Origin of the sequence: Sinorhizobium fredii USDA 205, assembly GCF_001461695.1 — a bacterium.
GTDB classification, from domain to species: domain Bacteria; phylum Pseudomonadota; class Alphaproteobacteria; order Rhizobiales; family Rhizobiaceae; genus Sinorhizobium; species Sinorhizobium fredii.
The window spans coordinates 280,006-298,544 of the sequence record NZ_AUTC01000001.1; the positions used below are offsets into that span (position 1 = coordinate 280,006).

19 protein-coding genes are annotated in these 18,539 nt (G+C 62.5%); 13 read left to right on the forward strand and 6 right to left on the reverse strand.

Annotation, left to right across the window (positions count from 1 at the left end; all coding sequences use genetic code 11):
• The first annotated feature begins 64 nt into the window (after window positions 1-64).
• From N181_RS01195 to visR, 13 genes are all read left to right on the forward strand, one after another.
• Complete coding sequence (locus N181_RS01195) at window positions 65-1,675, forward strand: globin-coupled sensor protein (protein WP_037392008.1); 1,611 nt, start codon at window positions 65-67, stop codon at window positions 1,673-1,675.
• Between the two features lie 29 nt (window positions 1,676-1,704).
• Window positions 1,705-1,998, forward strand: a complete 294-nt coding sequence (locus N181_RS01200) for an STAS domain-containing protein (RefSeq protein ID WP_012706835.1) — start codon at window positions 1,705-1,707, stop codon at window positions 1,996-1,998.
• Between the two features lie 3 nt (window positions 1,999-2,001).
• Entirely contained in the window at window positions 2,002-2,367 is a 366-nt protein-coding gene (locus N181_RS01205) for a response regulator (RefSeq protein ID WP_012706836.1), read from the forward strand.
• Between the two features lie 19 nt (window positions 2,368-2,386).
• Entirely contained in the window at window positions 2,387-4,687 is a 2,301-nt protein-coding gene (locus N181_RS01210; RefSeq protein WP_037392010.1) for a chemotaxis protein CheA, read from the forward strand.
• Window positions 4,688-4,691: 4 nt separating this feature from the next.
• Complete coding sequence (locus N181_RS01215; protein ID WP_014327318.1) at window positions 4,692-5,159, forward strand: chemotaxis protein CheW; 468 nt, start codon at window positions 4,692-4,694, stop codon at window positions 5,157-5,159.
• Window positions 5,156-6,064: a protein-glutamate O-methyltransferase gene (locus N181_RS01220; RefSeq protein ID WP_012706839.1), complete on the forward strand. Its 909-nt coding sequence runs from the start codon at window positions 5,156-5,158 to the stop codon at window positions 6,062-6,064. The genes N181_RS01215 and N181_RS01220 overlap by 4 nt, the downstream gene beginning before the upstream one ends.
• Entirely contained in the window at window positions 6,061-7,113 is a 1,053-nt protein-coding gene (gene cheB / locus N181_RS01225) for a protein-glutamate O-methylesterase CheB (RefSeq protein WP_037392014.1), read from the forward strand. The genes N181_RS01220 and cheB overlap by 4 nt, the downstream gene beginning before the upstream one ends.
• A complete protein-coding gene (locus tag N181_RS01230; protein WP_012706841.1) occupies window positions 7,113-7,502 on the forward strand; it encodes a response regulator in 390 nt (129 codons plus the stop codon). The genes cheB and N181_RS01230 overlap by 1 nt, the downstream gene beginning before the upstream one ends.
• Entirely contained in the window at window positions 7,499-8,053 is a 555-nt protein-coding gene (gene cheD / locus N181_RS01235) for a chemoreceptor glutamine deamidase CheD (RefSeq protein WP_037392015.1), read from the forward strand. The genes N181_RS01230 and cheD overlap by 4 nt, the downstream gene beginning before the upstream one ends.
• Window positions 8,054-8,113: 60 nt before the next feature.
• On the forward strand, window positions 8,114-8,506 hold the full coding sequence (gene cheT, locus N181_RS01240) for a chemotaxis protein CheT (protein WP_037392016.1): 393 nt from the start codon (window positions 8,114-8,116) through the stop codon (window positions 8,504-8,506).
• Window positions 8,507-8,865: 359 nt separating this feature from the next.
• Window positions 8,866-10,545 carry a flagellar basal-body MS-ring/collar protein FliF gene (gene fliF, locus N181_RS01245; protein WP_037392017.1) on the forward strand — a complete coding sequence of 560 codons (1,680 nt, stop codon included), beginning with the start codon at window positions 8,866-8,868 and terminating at the stop codon, window positions 10,543-10,545.
• An 854-nt stretch (window positions 10,546-11,399) separates the two neighbouring features.
• Entirely contained in the window at window positions 11,400-12,137 is a 738-nt protein-coding gene (gene visN / locus N181_RS01250) for a transcriptional regulator VisN (protein ID WP_037392018.1), read from the forward strand.
• Window positions 12,138-12,147: 10 nt separating this feature from the next.
• Window positions 12,148-12,888 (forward strand): transcriptional regulator VisR, encoded by a 741-nt coding sequence (gene visR / locus N181_RS01255; RefSeq protein ID WP_037392020.1) that lies wholly within the window; start codon window positions 12,148-12,150, stop codon window positions 12,886-12,888.
• 130 nt (window positions 12,889-13,018) lie between these two features.
• Here the strand turns inward: visR and N181_RS01260 are convergent, their stop codons facing one another.
• From N181_RS01260 to motA, 6 genes are all read right to left on the reverse strand, one after another.
• Window positions 13,019-13,465 (reverse strand): hypothetical protein, encoded by a 447-nt coding sequence (locus N181_RS01260; RefSeq protein WP_037392021.1) that lies wholly within the window; start codon window positions 13,463-13,465, stop codon window positions 13,019-13,021.
• Window positions 13,462-14,544 (reverse strand): flagellar biosynthesis protein FlhB, encoded by a 1,083-nt coding sequence (flhB, locus tag N181_RS01265; protein ID WP_014327327.1) that lies wholly within the window; start codon window positions 14,542-14,544, stop codon window positions 13,462-13,464. The genes N181_RS01260 and flhB overlap by 4 nt, the downstream gene beginning before the upstream one ends.
• A 325-nt stretch (window positions 14,545-14,869) precedes the next feature.
• A complete protein-coding gene (fliG, locus tag N181_RS01270; protein WP_014327328.1) occupies window positions 14,870-15,901 on the reverse strand; it encodes a flagellar motor switch protein FliG in 1,032 nt (343 codons plus the stop codon).
• Between the two features lie 28 nt (window positions 15,902-15,929).
• Window positions 15,930-16,511 (reverse strand): flagellar motor switch protein FliN, encoded by a 582-nt coding sequence (gene fliN / locus N181_RS01275; RefSeq protein ID WP_037392023.1) that lies wholly within the window; start codon window positions 16,509-16,511, stop codon window positions 15,930-15,932.
• A gap of 55 nt (window positions 16,512-16,566) precedes the next feature.
• Window positions 16,567-17,514 (reverse strand): FliM/FliN family flagellar motor switch protein, encoded by a 948-nt coding sequence (locus N181_RS01280; protein ID WP_014327330.1) that lies wholly within the window; start codon window positions 17,512-17,514, stop codon window positions 16,567-16,569.
• Window positions 17,515-17,518: 4 nt separating this feature from the next.
• A complete protein-coding gene (gene motA, locus N181_RS01285) occupies window positions 17,519-18,397 on the reverse strand; it encodes a flagellar motor stator protein MotA (RefSeq protein WP_014327331.1) in 879 nt (292 codons plus the stop codon).
• Window positions 18,398-18,539: the final 142 nt, after the last annotated feature.

Here is an 18,539-nt window from a genome sequence, read left to right on the forward strand (position 1 = left end):
CCCCTTCAGCGGGCCACATCTTCCCTCAGGCAAATTTCGACTACGCATCAGGCCGGGGAACAGCGTGCAGCAGGAAGCGTTAGAACAGGCAAGGAAGGGCCAGGCGGGCAGTCTGCTCGAGCGCCTGCGCTTTGCCGGCCTCGACGAAGCAGCCTGTGCGCTTCTGCGCGACCATCGCCAGGTGCTGTCGCCGCGCATCGAGCTCGCGCTGCGTGACCTTTTCCAACGGCTGCAGGCCAATCCGGACGCCGTCCGTCATTTCGACAGCGACCGCCAGCTGGACCGACTGCACGACCTCCAGTCGTCCCATTGGAATGTGCTGACCGACGCCCGTTTCGACGCGCTCTATGCCGAGCGTGTCAAGGTGCTCGCCGACACCGAAGCCCGCATGGGGCTCGACCCGCGCTGGCAGCTCGCAAGCCATGCGGTCGTGCTGGAGCATCTGATTGTAGGCGCCATCGGGAATGCCTGGCCCAAATCCTTGCTTCCGTTCGGCAAGGCACGCAGGAACGAGCTCTGCCGGCTGGTCGCCGCACTCGTCCGCGCCGCCTTCGTCGACAGCGAGATTGCGGTGTCGCTGCGCTTCAACGCGCTCCGCCAGCAGCACCAACGCCAGCTCTCCGACCAACGCAAGGGCGACGAGTCCGAAGTGACGGCGCTCTTCTCCGATTTCCTGCAGGCTCTCGGCACCGGTGACCTTGGCGCTCGCCTTCCCACGGATGCGCCGGATGCGTATCGGCCGATCGTCGCAGGGCTGAATGCCGCTTTGGACCAGATCCAGAACGCTCTGCTGTCCGGCGACAAGCGCGCCGCTGCCGCTGAAAGCATGGTGGAAAGCCTTCGCGGCCGCACGAGCGAGTTTTCCGGCACCGCGAGCGACGAAGCGGAAGCGCTGACCGGCCAGGTCGCAGCACTCGGTGCGATGACGGAACGAATGCGCTCGGGCTCGATCAGGATCAGCGAGACCGAGGCCAAGGCGAGCGAGACGCGCCAGGCTGCCGAGCGCAGCGGCGAGATCGCCGGTCAGGCGATTTCCGCCATGGCGGATATCGAGGCTTCCGCCGAAAAGATCGGCCAGATCATCGGCGTGATCGACGAAATTGCCTTCCAGACCAATCTGCTGGCCCTCAATGCCGGCATCGAGGCGGCACGCGCCGGCGAGAGCGGCCGGGGCTTCGCGGTCGTAGCGCAGGAAGTTCGGGCACTTGCGCAGCGCTCCGGCGAAGCGGCGCGCGAGATCAAGCAACTCGTCAACGGCACGAAGACGCAGGTCGAAGCCGGCGTCGAGATCGTCGGTCAGACGCAGAACGCGATCAGCAGCATCGTCGACCAGGTGATTTCCATCAACGCCGCCGTCTCCGGCATCGCGCGCGACGCGGAGACGCAGGTGAACGATCTGGCCGCCGCGACCTCCGAGATCGGCGGCATCTCGAAGGCGATGACCCGAAGCGCGACGCTCGCCGGCGAGGCGGCGGCTTCGACCGAGGATCTCCGCGGCACCATCCTCGAGTTGGGACAGACGATCCGCCGCTTCCGTTTCGAGCGCCAGGCCGGCTTGAGGGCTTCGACCTTTTCCCCGCCGCCGGCGCTTCTGCCGCAAGTCGAGGACGAAGCTGCGATGCCGTTCAGCGATGACGCCGCCCTCGGGCGGCACGTCGCCGGATGGCGGCGCTAGTGTCAGGAACAGGTCAGTCGAGGAACAGAATGGCCAGCAAGAACACCGCAAAGAAATCGCTGAAGCTCGCTCCGGTCCTGGACCTGAACGAGGCGACGGCGCTGCATGAAAGGCTGCTTTCGCTCAAAGGGTCGCCCGTCGCGATCGATGCGTCCGCTGTCGAGCGCATCGGAACGCTCTGCGCACAGGTGCTGATGGCCGGTGCAAGAAGTTGGGAAGAGGATCGGGTGTCCTTCACCTTTGCCAAGGTGTCGGACGCGTTCGTTAAAACGACACAGCTCATCGGCGTGGACATTGCGCCCCTGATGGCAAAGGAGATTTGAGAAATGAAGAAGAGAGTTCTGACTGTGGACGATTCCCGGACAATCCGGAACATGCTTCTTGTCACCCTCAACAATGCCGGCTTCGAAACGATCCAGGCGGAGGACGGCGTCGAAGGCCTCGAAGTGCTGGAGACCGCCAATCCCGACGTGATCGTCACCGACATCAACATGCCCCGCCTCGACGGCTTCGGCTTTATCGAAGGCGTCCGCAGGAACGACCGCTACCGCGCCGTGCCCATCCTGGTGCTCACCACCGAAAGCGACGCCGAGAAGAAGAACCGCGCACGCCAGGCGGGCGCTACCGGGTGGATCGTCAAGCCGTTCGACCCGACCAAGCTGATCGATGCCATCGAGCGCGTAACGGCCTGAAATCCGAGGGTGTCCTCCAATGGATATGAACGAAATCAAAGAGATTTTCTTCCAGGAATGCGAGGAGCAGCTCGCGGAACTGGAGTCGGGTCTCCTCAGGCTCAATGACGGCGACCGCGATCCCGAAACGGTCAATGCCGTCTTCCGTGCGGTCCACTCGATCAAGGGTGGCGCCGGTGCGTTCGGGCTGGATGACCTCGTCTCGTTCGCGCATGTGTTCGAGACGACGCTCGATTGCGTTCGATCCAACCGGCTTGAACCCAACCAGGATGTGTTGAAGGTCATGCTGAAATCGGCGGATGTGCTCGCCGATCTCACCAACGCCGCCCGCGACGGCGGCAGTGTCGACGAAGCGCGCAGCCGGCAGCTGATCAAGGAACTCGAGGCGCTCGCCAATGGCGAATTGCCGCAGCCAGCCGTTTCAGAACCGGCCGCAAAGCCAGCGCCGCCCGCCGCGCCGGTAGCGGCACCGGCGCCCGCACCGGTCGTCAACGAGGAAGGCTTCCAGCCCGTTGTCTTCTCCTTCGACGACTTCGAGGCGAGCGAACCTCCGGCGATCGAGCCGTCCACCTTTGAGATCCTCTTCAGGCCGAAGTCTGAACTCTATGCCAAGGGCAACGACGCCACGCTGCTGCTGCGCGATCTGTCGCGCCTCGGCGAGATGAGCATTCACTGCGACATGGATGAACTGCCGGCGCTCGGCAGCATGAATCCGGAGGCCGCCTATTTCGCCTGGAAGATATCGCTGAAGACCGACAAGGGCGAAGAGGCGATCCGCTCCGTGTTCGAGTTCGCCGAATGGGATTGCGAGCTCGACGTGGCGCTGGCAGGCGGCGACCACACCGGCACCGGCGAGGAACCGCCGATGCAGCCCGTACCGTTCGATCTGTCGCTGCTCGACGACGACGTGCCCGCCTCGTCGGGGGCGGCTGAGGATGAGGAGCAGGTTGTTGCCCAGCGCGAGGCCCGCGACGATGCCGTCTCGGCTGCGGCGACCGCGAGCAACGTCCTGCAGATGGCCCAGACCGCGCGCGCCTCCGCCGAGAGCAACCGGAGCGCGGCCCCCACCTCTTCTGCGGCGCAGGCGGCTGCGCAGCAGGCTGCTTCCGCCGCCACTCCGACGATCCGCGTCGACCTCGATCGCGTCGACCGCCTGATCAACCTGGTCGGCGAGCTGGTGATCAACCAGGCGATGCTGTCGCAGAGCGTCATCGAGAACGACACGAACGGCACCTCGTCGATCAATATGGGGCTCGAGGAGCTGCAGCAGCTCACCCGCGAGATCCAGGACAGCGTCATGGCGATCCGCGCGCAGCCGGTGAAGCCGGTCTTCCAGCGCATGTCGCGTATCGTCCGTGAAATCGCCGACATGACCGGCAAGTCGGTGCGTCTCGTCACCGAGGGCGAGAACACGGAAGTCGACAAGACGGTTATCGACAAGCTCGCCGAGCCGCTCACCCATATGATCCGCAATGCGGTCGACCACGGTCTCGAAACGCCGGAAAAGCGTGTCGCCGCCGGTAAGAACCCGGAAGGCACGGTGCGGCTGACCGCAAAGCACCGTTCCGGCCGCATCGTCATCGAGCTTGCCGACGACGGCGCCGGCATCAACCGCGAGAAGGTCCGCCAGAAGGCGATCGACAACGATCTGATCGCCGCCGACGCCAATCTCTCGGACGAGGAAATCGACAACCTGATCTTCCATGCGGGCTTCTCCACCGCCGACAAGATCTCCGACATTTCCGGTCGCGGCGTCGGCATGGACGTTGTCAAGCGCTCGATCCAGGCACTTGGTGGCCGCATCAACATCTCCTCGAAGCCGGGGCAGGGCTCCGTCTTCACGATGAGCCTGCCGCTGACGCTCGCCGTCCTCGACGGCATGGTGGTGACGGTTGCCAACCAGACGCTCGTCGTGCCGCTGACGGCGATCGTCGAAACGCTGCAGCCGGAAGCCTCGGCGATTCACAGCTTCGGCGCCTCGCAGCGGCTGATCTCGATCCGCAACTCCTTCTGCCCGCTGGTCGATGTCGGCCGCATCCTGAACTTCCGCGCCATCCAGGCCAATCCGGTCGATGGCGTGGCGCTGCTGGTCGAGTCCGAGGGCGGCGGCCAGCGTGCCCTGATGGTCGATGCCATCCAGGGCCAGCGCCAGGTGGTGATCAAGAGCCTTGAGGCGAACTACACCCATGTGCCGGGCATTGCGGCGGCGACCATTCTCGGCGACGGGCGCGTGGCGCTCATCCTTGATGTCGATGCGATCGTCGCCGCCTCGCGCGGACAAACCCTGAAACCTGAAATGTCTCTTGCTGCAGCCGGATAATACTATGACCTATGTCGCAAAAAATCTGACGACTGGCGGACGGGAGCTGATCGCTTTCCGCGTCGGCGGCCGGGAATTCTGCGTCAACATCATGTCCGTCCGCGAAATTCGCGGCTGGACGCCTGCGACCGCCATGCCGCATGCGCCGAGCTATATGCTTGGGGTCGTCAACCTGCGCGGCGCAGTGCTGCCGATCATCGATTTTTCGGCGCGCCTCGGCATGAAGGCGGCCGAGCCGACGGTGCGTCACGTCATCATCGTCGCCCAGGTGAAAAGCCAGGTGGTAGGGCTCCTGGTCGATGCCGTCTCCGACATCCTGACGGTCTCGGATACCGATATCCAGCCGACCCCGGATATAGCGTCAGACTTCGAAAGGAGCTTTGCGCGCGGCGTCCTGGCGATCGAGGGACGGATGATCTGCCTCGTCGAACTCGACCAGGTCTTCCCGCACGAGGAAAGGGAAGCAGCATGAGAGCCCAGGCCACTTTCGAGCAGAAGCTGTCGCCGGACGAATGCCTTGCAGCCGGCGAATACCCGCTGACGCGTCGCGACCTTGGCGAAATCGCCGCGATGATCTACGCGGATGCCGGGATCTATCTGAATGAATCCAAGGCGTCGCTGGTCTATTCGCGGCTGTCGAAACACATCCGCAATCTCGGTCTCAAGGGCTTCCGCGACTATTGCCAGCTCGTCGCGTCGCCGGCCGGTGCTGCAGCGCGCCGCGACATGCTCTCGCACCTGACGACCAACTTCACCCGCTTCTTTCGCGAGAACCATCATTTCGAGCATCTGAAGACCGATGTCCTGCCGGGCCTGATTGCCCGGGCCAAGAACGGCGGCCGGGTCCGCATCTGGTCGGCGGCCTGTTCGGACGGCCAGGAGCCCTACTCGATCGCGCTGACCGTGCTGTCGCTACTGCCGAATGCTGCGGACTACGACTTCCGGATTCTCGCAACCGACATCGATCCGAAGATCCTGGCGCTCGCCCGCGCCGGCGCCTATGACGCGACGGCGCTCGAGACGGTCAGCCCCGCCATGCGCAAGCAGTGGTTCCGCGAAGTCGACGTTAACGGTCGCGGTAAGTGGCAGGTCGATGACCGCGTCAAGCGGCTGATCACCTTCAACGAGCTCAACCTCATGGCGCAATGGCCGCTCAAGGGGCCCTTCGACGTGATCTTCTGCCGCAACGTGGTGATTTATTTCGACGAGCCGACGCAGATGAAGATCTGGTCGCGCTTCGCCGGCGTGCTCGATACCGGCGGTCATCTCTATATCGGCCACTCGGAGCGCGTCTCGGGGGATGCCAAGGCGATCTTCGACAATATCGGCGTCACCACCTATCGCCATACCGGAAAATTCCATGGAGGTCGGGCATGAACGCTCCCGCCCGAGTTCTCGTTGTCGATGACTCGCCCACGATGCGTGGCCTGATCTCGGCCGTGCTCAATGCCGATCCGGAGGTAAAGGTCGTCGGCCAGGCGGCCGATGCGCTCGAGGCGCGTCAGGCGATCAAGCAGCTTGATCCCGATGTCGTCACTCTCGACATCGAAATGCCGAACATGAACGGTCTCGAGTTCCTCGACAAGATCATGCGGCTCAGGCCCATGCCGGTCATCATGGTCTCGACGCTGACCCACAAGGGTGCCGAAGCGACGATCGCCGCCCTCGAGATCGGTGCCTTCGATTGCGTCGGCAAGCCGCATCCCGGCGATCCGAACCCGTTCGGCGGCCTGGTCGAGAAGGTCAAGGCGGCCGCCCGTTCGCAACGCAAATCGATGATCACCAGCAACCGGGCGGCATCCGCGCCGACCGTGAGCACCGCTTCCGACTACAGGGCGGGCCGCAAGATCATCGCGATCGGCGCCTCGACCGGCGGCGTGGAGGCGCTGATCGCCGTGCTGCAGAAGTTCCCGGCGAATTGCCCGGCGACGGTGATCACCCAGCACATGCCGCACACCTTCACCAAGAGCTTTTCAGAGCGGTTGAACCGCCTCTGCGCGCCGACCGTCCAGGAGGCGACCGACGGCGCCCGCCTCGAAGTCGGCAAGGTCTATCTGGCGCCCGGCGGCGACCGGCACCTGCAGATCGCCAATGCCTCGGCGCCGTGCTGCAGGCTGGTTGACCGGGAGCCCGTCAACGGACACCGCCCGTCGGTCGATGTCCTGTTCGATTCGGTCGCCGAACTGGCCGGGCGCAATGCGATCGGCGTGATCCTGACCGGCATGGGGCGCGACGGCGCCGCCGGTCTCCTCAAAATGCGGAACGCCGGGGCGCGCACCTTCGGACAAAACGAAAAGACTTGTGTCGTCTATGGAATGCCCAGAGTGGCCCATGAATTGGGTGCTGTCGAAATGCAGCTCCCCCTCGGCTCGATCGGGGAGGAGATTTTGAAGTCGGCAGCAGCCCGGAAGGAAGGAAACGAATAATGTCCATCGCCGAAAAGATTAAGGTTCTGATCGTCGACGATCAGGTCACGAGCCGCCTGCTGCTGGGCGACGCCCTGCAGCAACTCGGCTTCAAGCAGATTACTGCCGCCGGCGACGGCGAGCAGGGGATGAAGATCATGGCGCAGAACCCGCACCACCTGGTCATCTCGGATTTCAACATGCCGAAGATGGACGGTCTCGGGTTGCTGCAGGCCGTGCGCTCGAACCCGAACACGAAGAAGGCCGCCTTCATCATCCTGACCGCCCAGGGCGACCGGGCGCTGGTCCAGAAGGCCGCGGCACTCGGTGCCAACAACGTTCTCGCCAAGCCGTTCACCATCGAAAAGATGAAGGCAGCGATCGAGGCCGTGTTCGGGGCGCTGAAATGATGCTGGAGGCTGCCGGCAGGCGTGTGCATGTCATTCAGGGCGAGTTCAAGGTCGTCAACGATCCGGATGTCGTTCTCTCGACCATTCTCGGCTCCTGTGTGGCGGCCTGCATGCGCGACCCGGTGTCGGGCGTCGGCGGCATGAACCACTTCCTGCTGCCCGGCTCTTCGACGTCGCCGGCATCGGCCGGTGACGCGACGCGCTACGGCGTGCATCTCATGGAACTGCTCATCAACGGTCTCCTGAAACAGGGCGCGCGCCGCGATCGCCTCGAGGCGAAGATTTTCGGCGGAGCCAAGACGATCGCGCGGTTCTCGAATGTCGGCGAGCAGAACGCCGCCTTCGCGCGGCAGTTCCTGCTTGACGAAGGCATCCGTATCGTCGGCGAAAGCACCGGCGGCGAACATGGCCGCAAGCTGGAATATTGGCCCGTGACGGGCCGTGCCCGCCAATACGCCTTGACCGGAGTGGAAGCCCAGCGCGCTATCCATCAGGACCAGCGGCCCGCGCCTGCGCCGAAGCCGGTGGAAAGCTCGATCGAGTTCTTCTGATCGCGCATCCGACAGCCGGCCGGTGCCAAAGATTCCTTTCCAGACCACGTGAGAAAAACGATGCAGACCGACCACCAGAGCTACATGCCTCACGCGGAAGAATCGCTGCCGGAAGTGCTGATGCGCATCGTCACGGAGCTCCATGACGTCGCCTATCTCATCGAGCGTATCGAGCCGCAGCTCTGGAACAGCCGGGATGGATCGGCGACCGATCCTACCGATAAGATGATGGTGCTCCAGGGCATCGATCTCGCGGTCCAGAAGACCCGGGGTCTCGCCGAATTCATCGACACGATCACCGCATCGATCCCCGACACGTGCCTCGTGGATATCTCGACTGCGGTGAATCTGGTCAAGCTCGCCGACATGAAGAAGGCGCTCGGCAACGGCCTGTTGCGCCACGACCACTCGCAGCCGCTCACGAAGGCCTCGGGCGATTTCGAGGCATTCTGATCCCAAGCGGGATCAGGAAAAGTGCGAAGCGGTTTTCCGCCCGGATCCCGCGGCTCGAAACACTGGGATCAGGAAAAGTGCGAAGCGGTTTTCCGCCCGGATCGCGGCTTGAAGTAAATCGGGATCAGGAAAAGTGCGAAGCGGTTTTCCGCCGGACCGCCCGTCAGTCGTAGCGGCGGGCCGATAAAACATCCTGGCTGCGACATTCGTCAAGTTCGCGCAAGTTTCGCCGCCTAGCTTCGCTTCCGGGGCTGGTAGATTCGCGCGTATCGATACTTGGCTTACCAGAATGTTGGATCTTCGCATGACGCCGTCGAGTACCGGCAAGGGTGCCATGCGATACTGGGTGCGGAAACAGAATGAATCTGTTCGATCAATTCTCGACGTTCACGAAAAACCTGAGCAATCTCGGGCAGAGCAAGCTGATAGCACTCGCGGTGGCCGGCATCGTCGCAATCGGCTTCGTTCTCGGCGCTGCCATCTACGTCAACAAGCCAGCCTATGAAACGCTCTATGTCGGCCTCGAGCGCAGCGATGTCACCCAGATCAGCATTGCGCTTGCCGAGGCCAATCTCGACTTCGAGGTCGGCTCGGAGGGCGGCAGCATCCTGGTGCCGGTGGGCATGACCGGCAAGGCTCGGCTGCTCTTGGCCGAGCGCGGCCTGCCGAGCAGCGCCAACGCCGGTTACGAACTCTTCGATAATGTCGGCTCGCTCGGGCTCACTTCCTTCATGCAGGAGGTCACCCGCGTCCGCGCATTGGAGGGCGAGATTGCCCGCACCATCCAGCAGATTTCCGGCATCGCCGCAGCGCGCGTTCATATCGTGATGCCCGAGCGGGGCAGCTTCCGCAAGGCCGAGCAGACGCCGACGGCATCGGTGATGATTCGCGCGAGCGCGACGGTCGGCCGGGGCGCCGCCTCTTCCATCCGCCATCTCGTCGCCTCGTCCGTCCCGGGTCTCGATATCGACGATGTTACCATCCTCGATTCGACCGGACAGCTTCTGGCCTCGGGCGACGACCCGGCAAACAGCGCCCTCAACCAGTCGCTCGGCGTGGTGCAGAACGTTCAGACCGATCTCGAGAAGAAGATCGACAACGCCCTTGCGCCCTTCCTCGGCATGGACAATTTCCGCACCAGTGTCACGGCCTCGCTCAACACCGATGTCCAGCAGATCCAGGAGACCGTCTTCGATCCGGAATCCCGGGTCGAGCGCTCCACGCGCGTGATCAAGGAAGAGCAGAAATCCAGCCAGCAGCAGCCGGACAACGCCGCGACCGTGCAGCAGAACGTGCCCCAGGCGGCGCCGCGTGGCGGTGCGGGCCAGCAGTCGAACGACGAGGCGGCGAAGAAGGAAGAACAGACGAACTACGAGATCAACAGCAAGACGATCGCGACCGTCAAGAACAGCTATTCGATCGAACGGCTGTCGATCGCCGTCGTGGTCAACCGCGGCCGTCTGGCGGCGATGGTCGGCGAAGGGGCCGACCAGGCAAAGATCGATGCCTATCTCCAGGACATGCAGAAGATCGTCGCGTCTGCTGCTGGCGTCGACGCGAACCGCGGCGACGTCGTCACGCTGAATGCCATGGATTTCGTCGAGACGCAGTTGCTCGATCAGCCGGTGTCCGGACCGGGCGTCATGGAGATGCTGACGCGCAACCTCGGCGGCATCATCAACTCGCTGGCTTTCATCCTCGTTGCCTTCCTGGTCGTCTGGCTGGGCATGCGGCCCCTTGCCCGGCAGATGGGCTTCGGCGGCAAGTCGGGTCACCTCGAAGGCGAGGGCGCCGGTCTCGAGCTGCCGGATTTCTCTCCGGCCGGTGCCAGCGCGGCGGGCGGTGCCCTCATGGAAGGCTTCGGTTCGGATTTCGGCTTCGACAGCACGGACGACCTGCTCAATCTCAGCGACGAAGGCAATGGTTTCAATCGCCGCGTCAAGGAAGGTCCGGAGCGCCGGCTTGCCCGCATGGTGGAGATCAGCGAGGAGCGCGCCGCGAAAATCCTCCGCAAATGGTCGCTCGACCGCGCCGCCTGAAATTGTTCGAGAGAAACCCTGCAGAAGAAATCCCGCCGCACCGGCGGGATTTCGCGTTTCTGTGCAACAGGCCAGTTCGGTACGTATCACCACGATCGTCTGATGATTTATCGCGCTGATCGAAATAGTGCCTGAGTCGATTCCGCCCTGGCGGCGTGGACATCCAATCCGTCTCAAGAATCCAAACCGACCGGGCGAGTCTAGGGGAGGAGCCGGATCGAAACTTTTAAAGAAAATTTAACCATATTAGATTCGGAAGGACCGACGACGCCCCTCGATCGCTGCCAGTCCACTGACGATTGTTTTGAAGTGTTCAGCTTCCTGGAGATATAACTTCCAAAAGCCGAAATAAAGTTTGGATCATCTTTGATTTTATACAGTTCTCTGCTACTGCCAGAGCGTCTCCGACTTGGTGCATTTTAGCAACAGGCGTCATTCGAAAGTAAAGCTCACTCATCTATATTCGAGCGATTGGCGGCATTGAAGGCACAGGAAGTTGTCGGAAAGCGACCGCATCTACTCCTTAGGCGTGTCTCTGACGCCTTCCCCCACGGCGGCGCTTGGCAATGACAATTCGCGAAAAAATGATAGAAATCATCTGTATACGATAATTGGCCAGCGCATGGGTCGGCGGCGGCAATCGTGACGCAAACCGGAAAGCGGGTGGCTGCTCTACTCAAGGGTGTACAAGCAAATCGCGTCGCAATCGCAGTGTCTTTTTAGGGGCGGAGATGTACAGTTTACATATTGATTCGCGTCCTGGTTTGCGGGTGGAAATACCGGCTCTGGCTGTCTGTCGGCAGGGCAAGGGTGGTTTCCAAGGGGCGTCGAATCCGGCACGGGGGCTGAAAGTCATGGAGATTTCAACGACTGGCGCGGCCTGGTCTTTGCAGACCGCCGCGCCGCGCATGAGCAGTCGCGGCATATCGCGCGAACAATTGATCCGAAGGCTCGGGGAAGCTGCCGGGCGCAGCAGCCTCGCCAACGGGCTGGCCATTCTGACCGAGTATGTCGGCGCGACGCACCATCTTCTGGCGCGCCACGATCTCTCGCAGGACGGGGGGCTTGACTTCGTTCTCTGCTCCGACTGGCCCTTCGACGTCGTGCGGCGCCTTGCAAGCATCGTCATCGGTCTGAACGCAAAAACGACCGAACTGGAAAAGTGCCTGACGGCGCTGCAGCCTTGCTTCCAGGTCCTGCCGGACGACATCGATCTGCCGCGCGGGGTCAACCGCTCCTATTGCTCCGTCACGTTCAATGTCGGCCGGTCCCGTTTCTCGTTGATGCTGCTGTTTCCGGAGGACGTCATCTTGTCCCAGGAGGGGCTGCGCGATGTCGCCGTGCTTGCAAGCTATCTCGCGAGTTTCAAGGCCGATGCCGGCGTGCGGCACGACCGGGAATTCGAACTGACCGAGCGCGAGCTCGAATGCCTCTTCTGGATCGCCGAAGGCAAGACGAGTGAGGAGATCGCCGTCATCCTCGGCATCTCCCGCAACACGATCAACAACTACATCACCAGCGTCATGCGAAAGACCGCGACGCGCACCAGGTCGGAGGCCATCGCCCACGCCGTCCGGCACAATCTGGTATAGGAGCTGAACGATGGTGCACCTGGATCCGGAGAGTCGCGTGGACGATGCCCGTCTCGGCCGAAGCGCGCGCGCGGCACGCGCGGCGACACTGGTGACCCGGCTGCAGGCCATGCAGCGGCAGATCAACGCGAAGAACTTCGCGGTCTTGCGTGTCAATGGAAGGGGCATGCCGGCAACGCGCAAGCTCACCTGCGTCCTGCACAATTGGGGTGCCGCCTCCGAGACGAATGCGCATGAACTCTTGAAGGTCTATGGCGAGGAGTTGCTCCAGCACCTCGATCGTTCGCCGCTGGCGGTGCTGTGGGATGGCCAGGGGGAGCATCAGGCAGCCGACGCTCCGGATATGGCTCTGTTCTCCAACCGGCTGAAAGGGCGGAAGCTCTCCTATTCGGGCATCGCCTTGCCGATACGGCTTGGCGCGCAGGGCAACGGCTATGTGGTCTTTGCCGGCAGCTACATCGACGCGCCGGCCGAACAGGTCCTCGACCTGCATGGGCGCTGCGCGCAGGTCATGGCCGACATGCTGGCGGCAGACGAAAGACGACTGTTCAAGGGCGAGAGCCTCAGCGACCGCGAGATCGCCTGTCTGCAGATGGCCGGCGACGGCTATATCAGCGAGGAGATCGCCGAGAAGATGGGACTTTCGGTCCACACCGTGAATGCCTATCTCGGGGCCGCCACGACGAAACTCGATTCCGTCAACCGGATCCAGGCGATCGCCAAGGCGATTCGCTTGGGCTACATCAGTTAAATAACGACTGTTCCCAGGGTTGGCTGCCCATACTCCGACCCTTTACCCGCGCGCAGCTTGCCCTTCTCCACCGCTTGCGTGGAGAAGGTCGCGGCAGCGGGATGAGGGGTGCCCAGCCGCTCCAAACTGATCAGCTTGCGAGCGGCAGGGGATAGGACTTGACGAATTTCGCTTCCTCCAGGCTCCTGGCGAGGAAGGCGGTATTCTCGTCCGGATCGGTCGAGGGATGCTGGAAGTTGATGTGGCTGATCTCGATGCCGGCTGTTTCCCCGGCCAGCACGAGCCGCGCATAGACTGTTACGCCTCGGGGCTTCAACTCGAGGTCCAGAATGATTTCCGGACGGCTGTTCCAGTCGAGATTGTAGTTTCCGCCGAGGCCGAAATTCACGGTGCCCGGCAGGAAATAGAGCTCCGCCGCCGATTCCACGAGATCGGCGAGGCTCGCATAGGACTCGAACCGCAGGAGGGCGATGAAGTCCGCAGCGTCGATCAGGCGCAGTTCGGTTGCGACCGGACGAATCGCCTCTGCCACTAGTTTTTCGCGTTTTTCGGAGAATTCGCACTTCTTCAAGATCATGTCACCCGTTTTTGTTGCGGCTGAGCTGCGTAAACCCGGTGAATGAGTTCGGCGACTGCCTTGTAAAACACCGGTGGAATGACACTATCCACCGAGACTTGTGCAAACATGGAGCGCGCGAGCGGCGGATCCTCGAAGACAGGAATGCCGTTTTTCTCGGCGATCTCGCGGATCTTCAGGGCCACCAGATCCTGTCCCATGGCGACGACGACGGGGGCGTCGCTCTCTTCGCGCACGTAGCGGAGCGCGACCGCATAGTGCGTCGGGTTGGCGATCACCAGGGTGGCGCGCGGCACGGAGGCTATCATGCGCTTGCGGGCCCGGTCGCGCTGCATGGACCGAAGCCGCGACTTGACGATCGGGTCGCCCTGGGACTGCTTCAGTTCCTCCTTCACCTCCTGCTTCGTCATCCTCAATTCGCTATACCAATGATGACGGGTCCAGAAGAGATCGACGATCGCCAGCACCGCGGTCGCAAGCAGCACGACGGTGACGATCTGCTTGAGGTCGGAGGTCATTGTGGCGAAGATGGTCACCGGATCTGAAAACATCAGGTCGAGCGTGGCGAAATAGTCGTTCCAGAGGACCAGGACGACGATGATCGACACGACGATGATCTTGAACAGCGACTTGGCGAATTCCACCAGCCCCGGAACGCCGAAAATGCGCTTGAAGCCTGCTATCGGCGAGACGCGGTTCATCTTCGGCATGATCCGGTCGAGCACTGGCCGCGGCAGGTTCTGGAAGATCGACGACCCGACGCCGAAGATGATCAGCAGCAGGAAAATAGGAAGGACCAATTCCGCGGACTTCAGCACGACATGCGAGATCAGTCCGACGGCATCCGTTGCCGTATCGAGGCGCCAGGCATCCGGTTGCTCGAATACGTCCTTGAGAGCCTCGGCCGTGCTTGCCGCGCCGTCGGAAAGAAAAAAGACGATGAAGATGTAGACGGCGAGCGTCGAAGCGAAGGCGGTCACTTCGCGAGAGAAGGGGACATTGCCCTTGTCCGCCGCGTCGGAAAGCTTCTTCTCCGATGGCGCCTCGGTTTTACTGTCCTTGTCCTGGTCTTCCGACATGAAACAGGAAGCTCCCATCCTGGCAAGGAGCCGGCGGCCTCCCTCATCCCCGACGGGACTGCCGTTCCTAACGGCCGAAGCCGACGCGCTCCACAGCCTCTGTGGTGGACCGCGCGGGTGTCATGCGCAAGAGCCGGACGGCAAGAAGGCACCCGGCTCAACAGAAATCAGATCAAGTTTTTGCCGAGGTGTGGCCCTTGGGCGGATTCGCGATTAGAGCGGGATGAGGAAAAGTGTGTGCGGTTTTCCGCCCGCATCCCGCTCTAACCTATTAGAATCGATACGGTCATGATTTTAGGTCGATCCGACCTAAAATCATCGTGATCTAAGCGGCTTCCGCTTCCTTTTCCTTGAGTTCCAGCTGTCCGCTGGCTGCAAGGCGAATCGCTTCCTGCGTGATGGAGCGGCGGGCGATGGCGATGTCGCGCGGGTTGATGCCGGCATCGCCGACCGCAAGGTCCGATTCGATCATGCGCCGCTGGCGCGCGCCGACGGAGGCGAGCACCGATTCGCGCAGTTCCGGCGCCGAGCCTCTGAGCGCCATGGTGATGACGTCGGTCGAGACGTCGTTGAACAATTGCACCCGGCTTCTCTGCGGCATGTAAAGGATGTCGTCGAAGAGGAATATCTTCGGCCGGACCTTCTTGGCGGAATCGGTGCTGATCGTTTCGAGCGACGCGAGCAGCGTATCGACCTGCTTCTTCTCGAGCTCGTTCATCACCTCGGCGATCTTCGCCGGGCCGGGCGAATTGCGCTCGGCCTCCATCTCGTCGATCATCTCGATGACGCGCGCCTCGATGATCGAGGCGGCCTTTGGGCTGACATTCTTCATGTTGACGGCGCGATTGAGAATGTCCGGGCGCAGTCGGTCCGATAGCTGCAGCAGCACCTTGGCGCCGAAGCTCGAGGGCATCATCGACAGGACATAGGCGATCGTCTGCGGATGCTCCTCGGCGAGAGACTGGGCGACCGCGGCCGGATCGCATTCCTGCAACCGATCCCAGATGCTTGCCTCGTAGGACTGGAACGTGGCGCGCCGCCCGAGCAGGCCATCGACCTCGTCGGGGGTCAGGCCCTCTTCGAGAATGCTCTCCATCGCCTTGGCGTTGTCCATCAGGCCGGCGCCTTCGGTGAACAGGTCCTCGAACTCGTTGACCAGCGCCTCAAGCTCGTGGGGAGGGATGGCGCGCAGCGACTGCGCCGCGGCGATGATGGCCTGCAATTCGCTCTGCGTGAAGAATTTCAAGAGTTTACCGGCCACGGATTTGCCCATGGCGAGCAGCACGGCGGCGGCCTTCTCCGTCTGACTGAGCGGTGTTGCCAGTGCCTGCGCTTCGAAACCTTCGAAATCCATCATGGATTTATCCCTCGCCCGATCATCGGGCCTATTTCCTGCTGCCCTTGATCTCGATGAGCTTGACGCCGAACCGGGTCACATCGCCCTCGAGGACGGTAATCTCGCCGCGGCCGATCACCCGGCCGTTGACCATGATCTCGACCGGCTCGCCGATCCTGCGGTCGAGCGCGATCGTTGCCCCCTCGGTCAGCCCCATAAGACCGGAGACCTGCATCCGGCTCGTGCCGAGCACGATCTGGACATCGATCGGGATGTCCATGATCAGGTCCATATTTGCCGCCATGCCGCTGCCCGGCGCACTCTCGATGCCGGACGGCACCGCACCGAAACCGTCGCCGCCGAAATCGCTGCCGGCAAAGCCGGTTCCAACATCGAGGCTGCCGTCCAGGGAGGTGTCGCCGAAATCGCCGCCGAAGCCGCCCGCACCGAGACCGCCACCAAAGTCCCCGCCCTGGCCGAACGGCTCGGCAGCGCCGAACTCGGCGCCGAAATCCGTTGCTGCGCCGTCCTGCTTGAGAACGCCGCGCAGATCGTCGATCGCCTGGTCGAGCTCGGCGTCTCCCGCAAATGCGGCCTGTTCTTCGATGGATGCTGCTTTCTTGCGTACCATGTGCGGATTATTCCAGTTGAAGCTTGCCTCAGGCATTCTGCGATGCGAGGTCGGTTTAACTCATGATGTGACGAAGGATGTCCTGCTCGGAACCGTGCGTGTCCTTGACGCGAACCGTATATCTCGACCCCGACCGGCCGAACTCGCAGACATAGAGATCGCGACCGTTGGCGTTGACCTCGACCCGCACGTCCTGGCCGTCATGAAACGGGATCACGTCTCCCGGCTGCAGCCGGCTGATCGTGTCGAGCGTCAGGCTCTCCAGCTGGATGCGTGCCTCGAGCGTCACGGCCGAGCGGCGAATCTGCTCCTCGAGCTGCTCGCTCCAATCCGTCTTCATGCTTTCGTTTCGTCCGGCGTTGCTGGACAGGACGATCTGGGTCTTGAGCAGCACGCTTTGCGGGATGATCACCGAGAAGGTGGAAAGCACCGGTCCCAGTCCGAAGGTCATGTCGATCGAGGCGGCATAGACATCCTCAAGCGCGGGGTCGGGCGGCAGGCGTTCCGCCCCGTTATGCGGCCGTCCGACCACCGGTTCGAAACCGCCCGGTGCGTCTACCGCCATGCGCACAGCCTCGGCGATCCTCTCGAACACCGGCACCGCTACGTCGATCTCGATCTTGGAGAGCGCCCGTGGCAGCGGCTCTTCGATGTCGGTGGGTTCGGCGCCGAGCAGGGCTTCGACGAGGGCAATGAGAACCGGGCTGTCGCAGCCGATGTGGAAATCGGCGCACCAGTTGCGGAGAGAAACGTCACTGAGGAGAACCGCTTGTCCGAGATCGGCGATGAGTTCATTCCTGAGCCCCATCTTGACGCCGGCATAGCCGATCGCGATGTCGCGCCCGGTCTCCTGCTTGAGCATATCGGGGAGGCGTTCGCTGAAGACATGGCCGAGCTCCAGAGCGGTGCGGCCGATTGTCTTGTCGTCGCCGAGCGCGCCGGTCATGCGCGCCAGCAGTTTCCTGTCGAAGGCGTAGACGTTCGATTCGGTGCTCGGGGTCATGGTATCAAGCCGCCTTGCTTTCGCCGCCGCCGCCCGGGTTCATCATCTCCTGCTCGACCGCATCGATCGACGGCCGCTCATAGGCGGAGATCGTCTTGCGGCCATATTCAAGCGCGACCTGGGGAACGGAGCCGTTCATGTAGGCGAGCAATGTCTGCTTGACGATGACGTAGAGCCGGTTCTGCTTCTCGCGGACCGATTTGATGTTTGCGACCAGGGGACCGACGATCGAATAGGAGAGGAACACGCCGAGCAGCGTTCCGACGAGGGCGGCGGCGATCTTGGCGCCCAGCACTTCCGGCGCCTCGCTGATGGCGCCCATCGCCTTGATGACCCCGAGAACCGCCGCGACGATGCCGATCGCCGGCAGGGCATCCCCCATGGTCGTCAACGCATGATAGCACTTCATCTTGTCGTGGGTGATCGTATGGATCTCCTCGTCCATCAGCGCTTCGATCTCGTGCGAGCGGGCATTGCCAATGATGATGAGCCGCACATAGTCGCAGATGAACGCCGTCAGTTCCTTGTTCTGCAGGACGGTCGGCGCGGATTGGAAGATCGGCGATTCCTCGGGATTGTCGATGTGGCTTTCGATCTCGTTGCGCGACTTGGTCCTAAGGTCGCGCATCAGGCTGTAGAGCACGCCGAGCGTGTCGAGGTAGTGGCGCTCCTTCGGCACCTTGTGCCTGAACGCTTCGCCGAGCGCCTTGCCGGTATCTTTCACCACCTTCATCGAATTGGCCATGATGAAGCCGCCGATGCCGGCCCCGCCGATGATCAGCAATTCGAAGGGCTGGTTGAGGACTTCCAGGTGGCCGCCCATGGCGAGGTATCCGCCGAGGATACAGCCGAAAGTCACAAGAAGCCCGATGATGATATTCATGTCGATACCTGTCGCGATCGTGATTTTCCTCCGATGGAATAGGATTTCATCCTTGCGTGAGGCTGGTCGTGAGCCCCGCTCGCCGCCGGCGCGACGAACAGGTTCGCGCAAGCCAATAAGGTCAGGATTCGGCAAGGTCGGG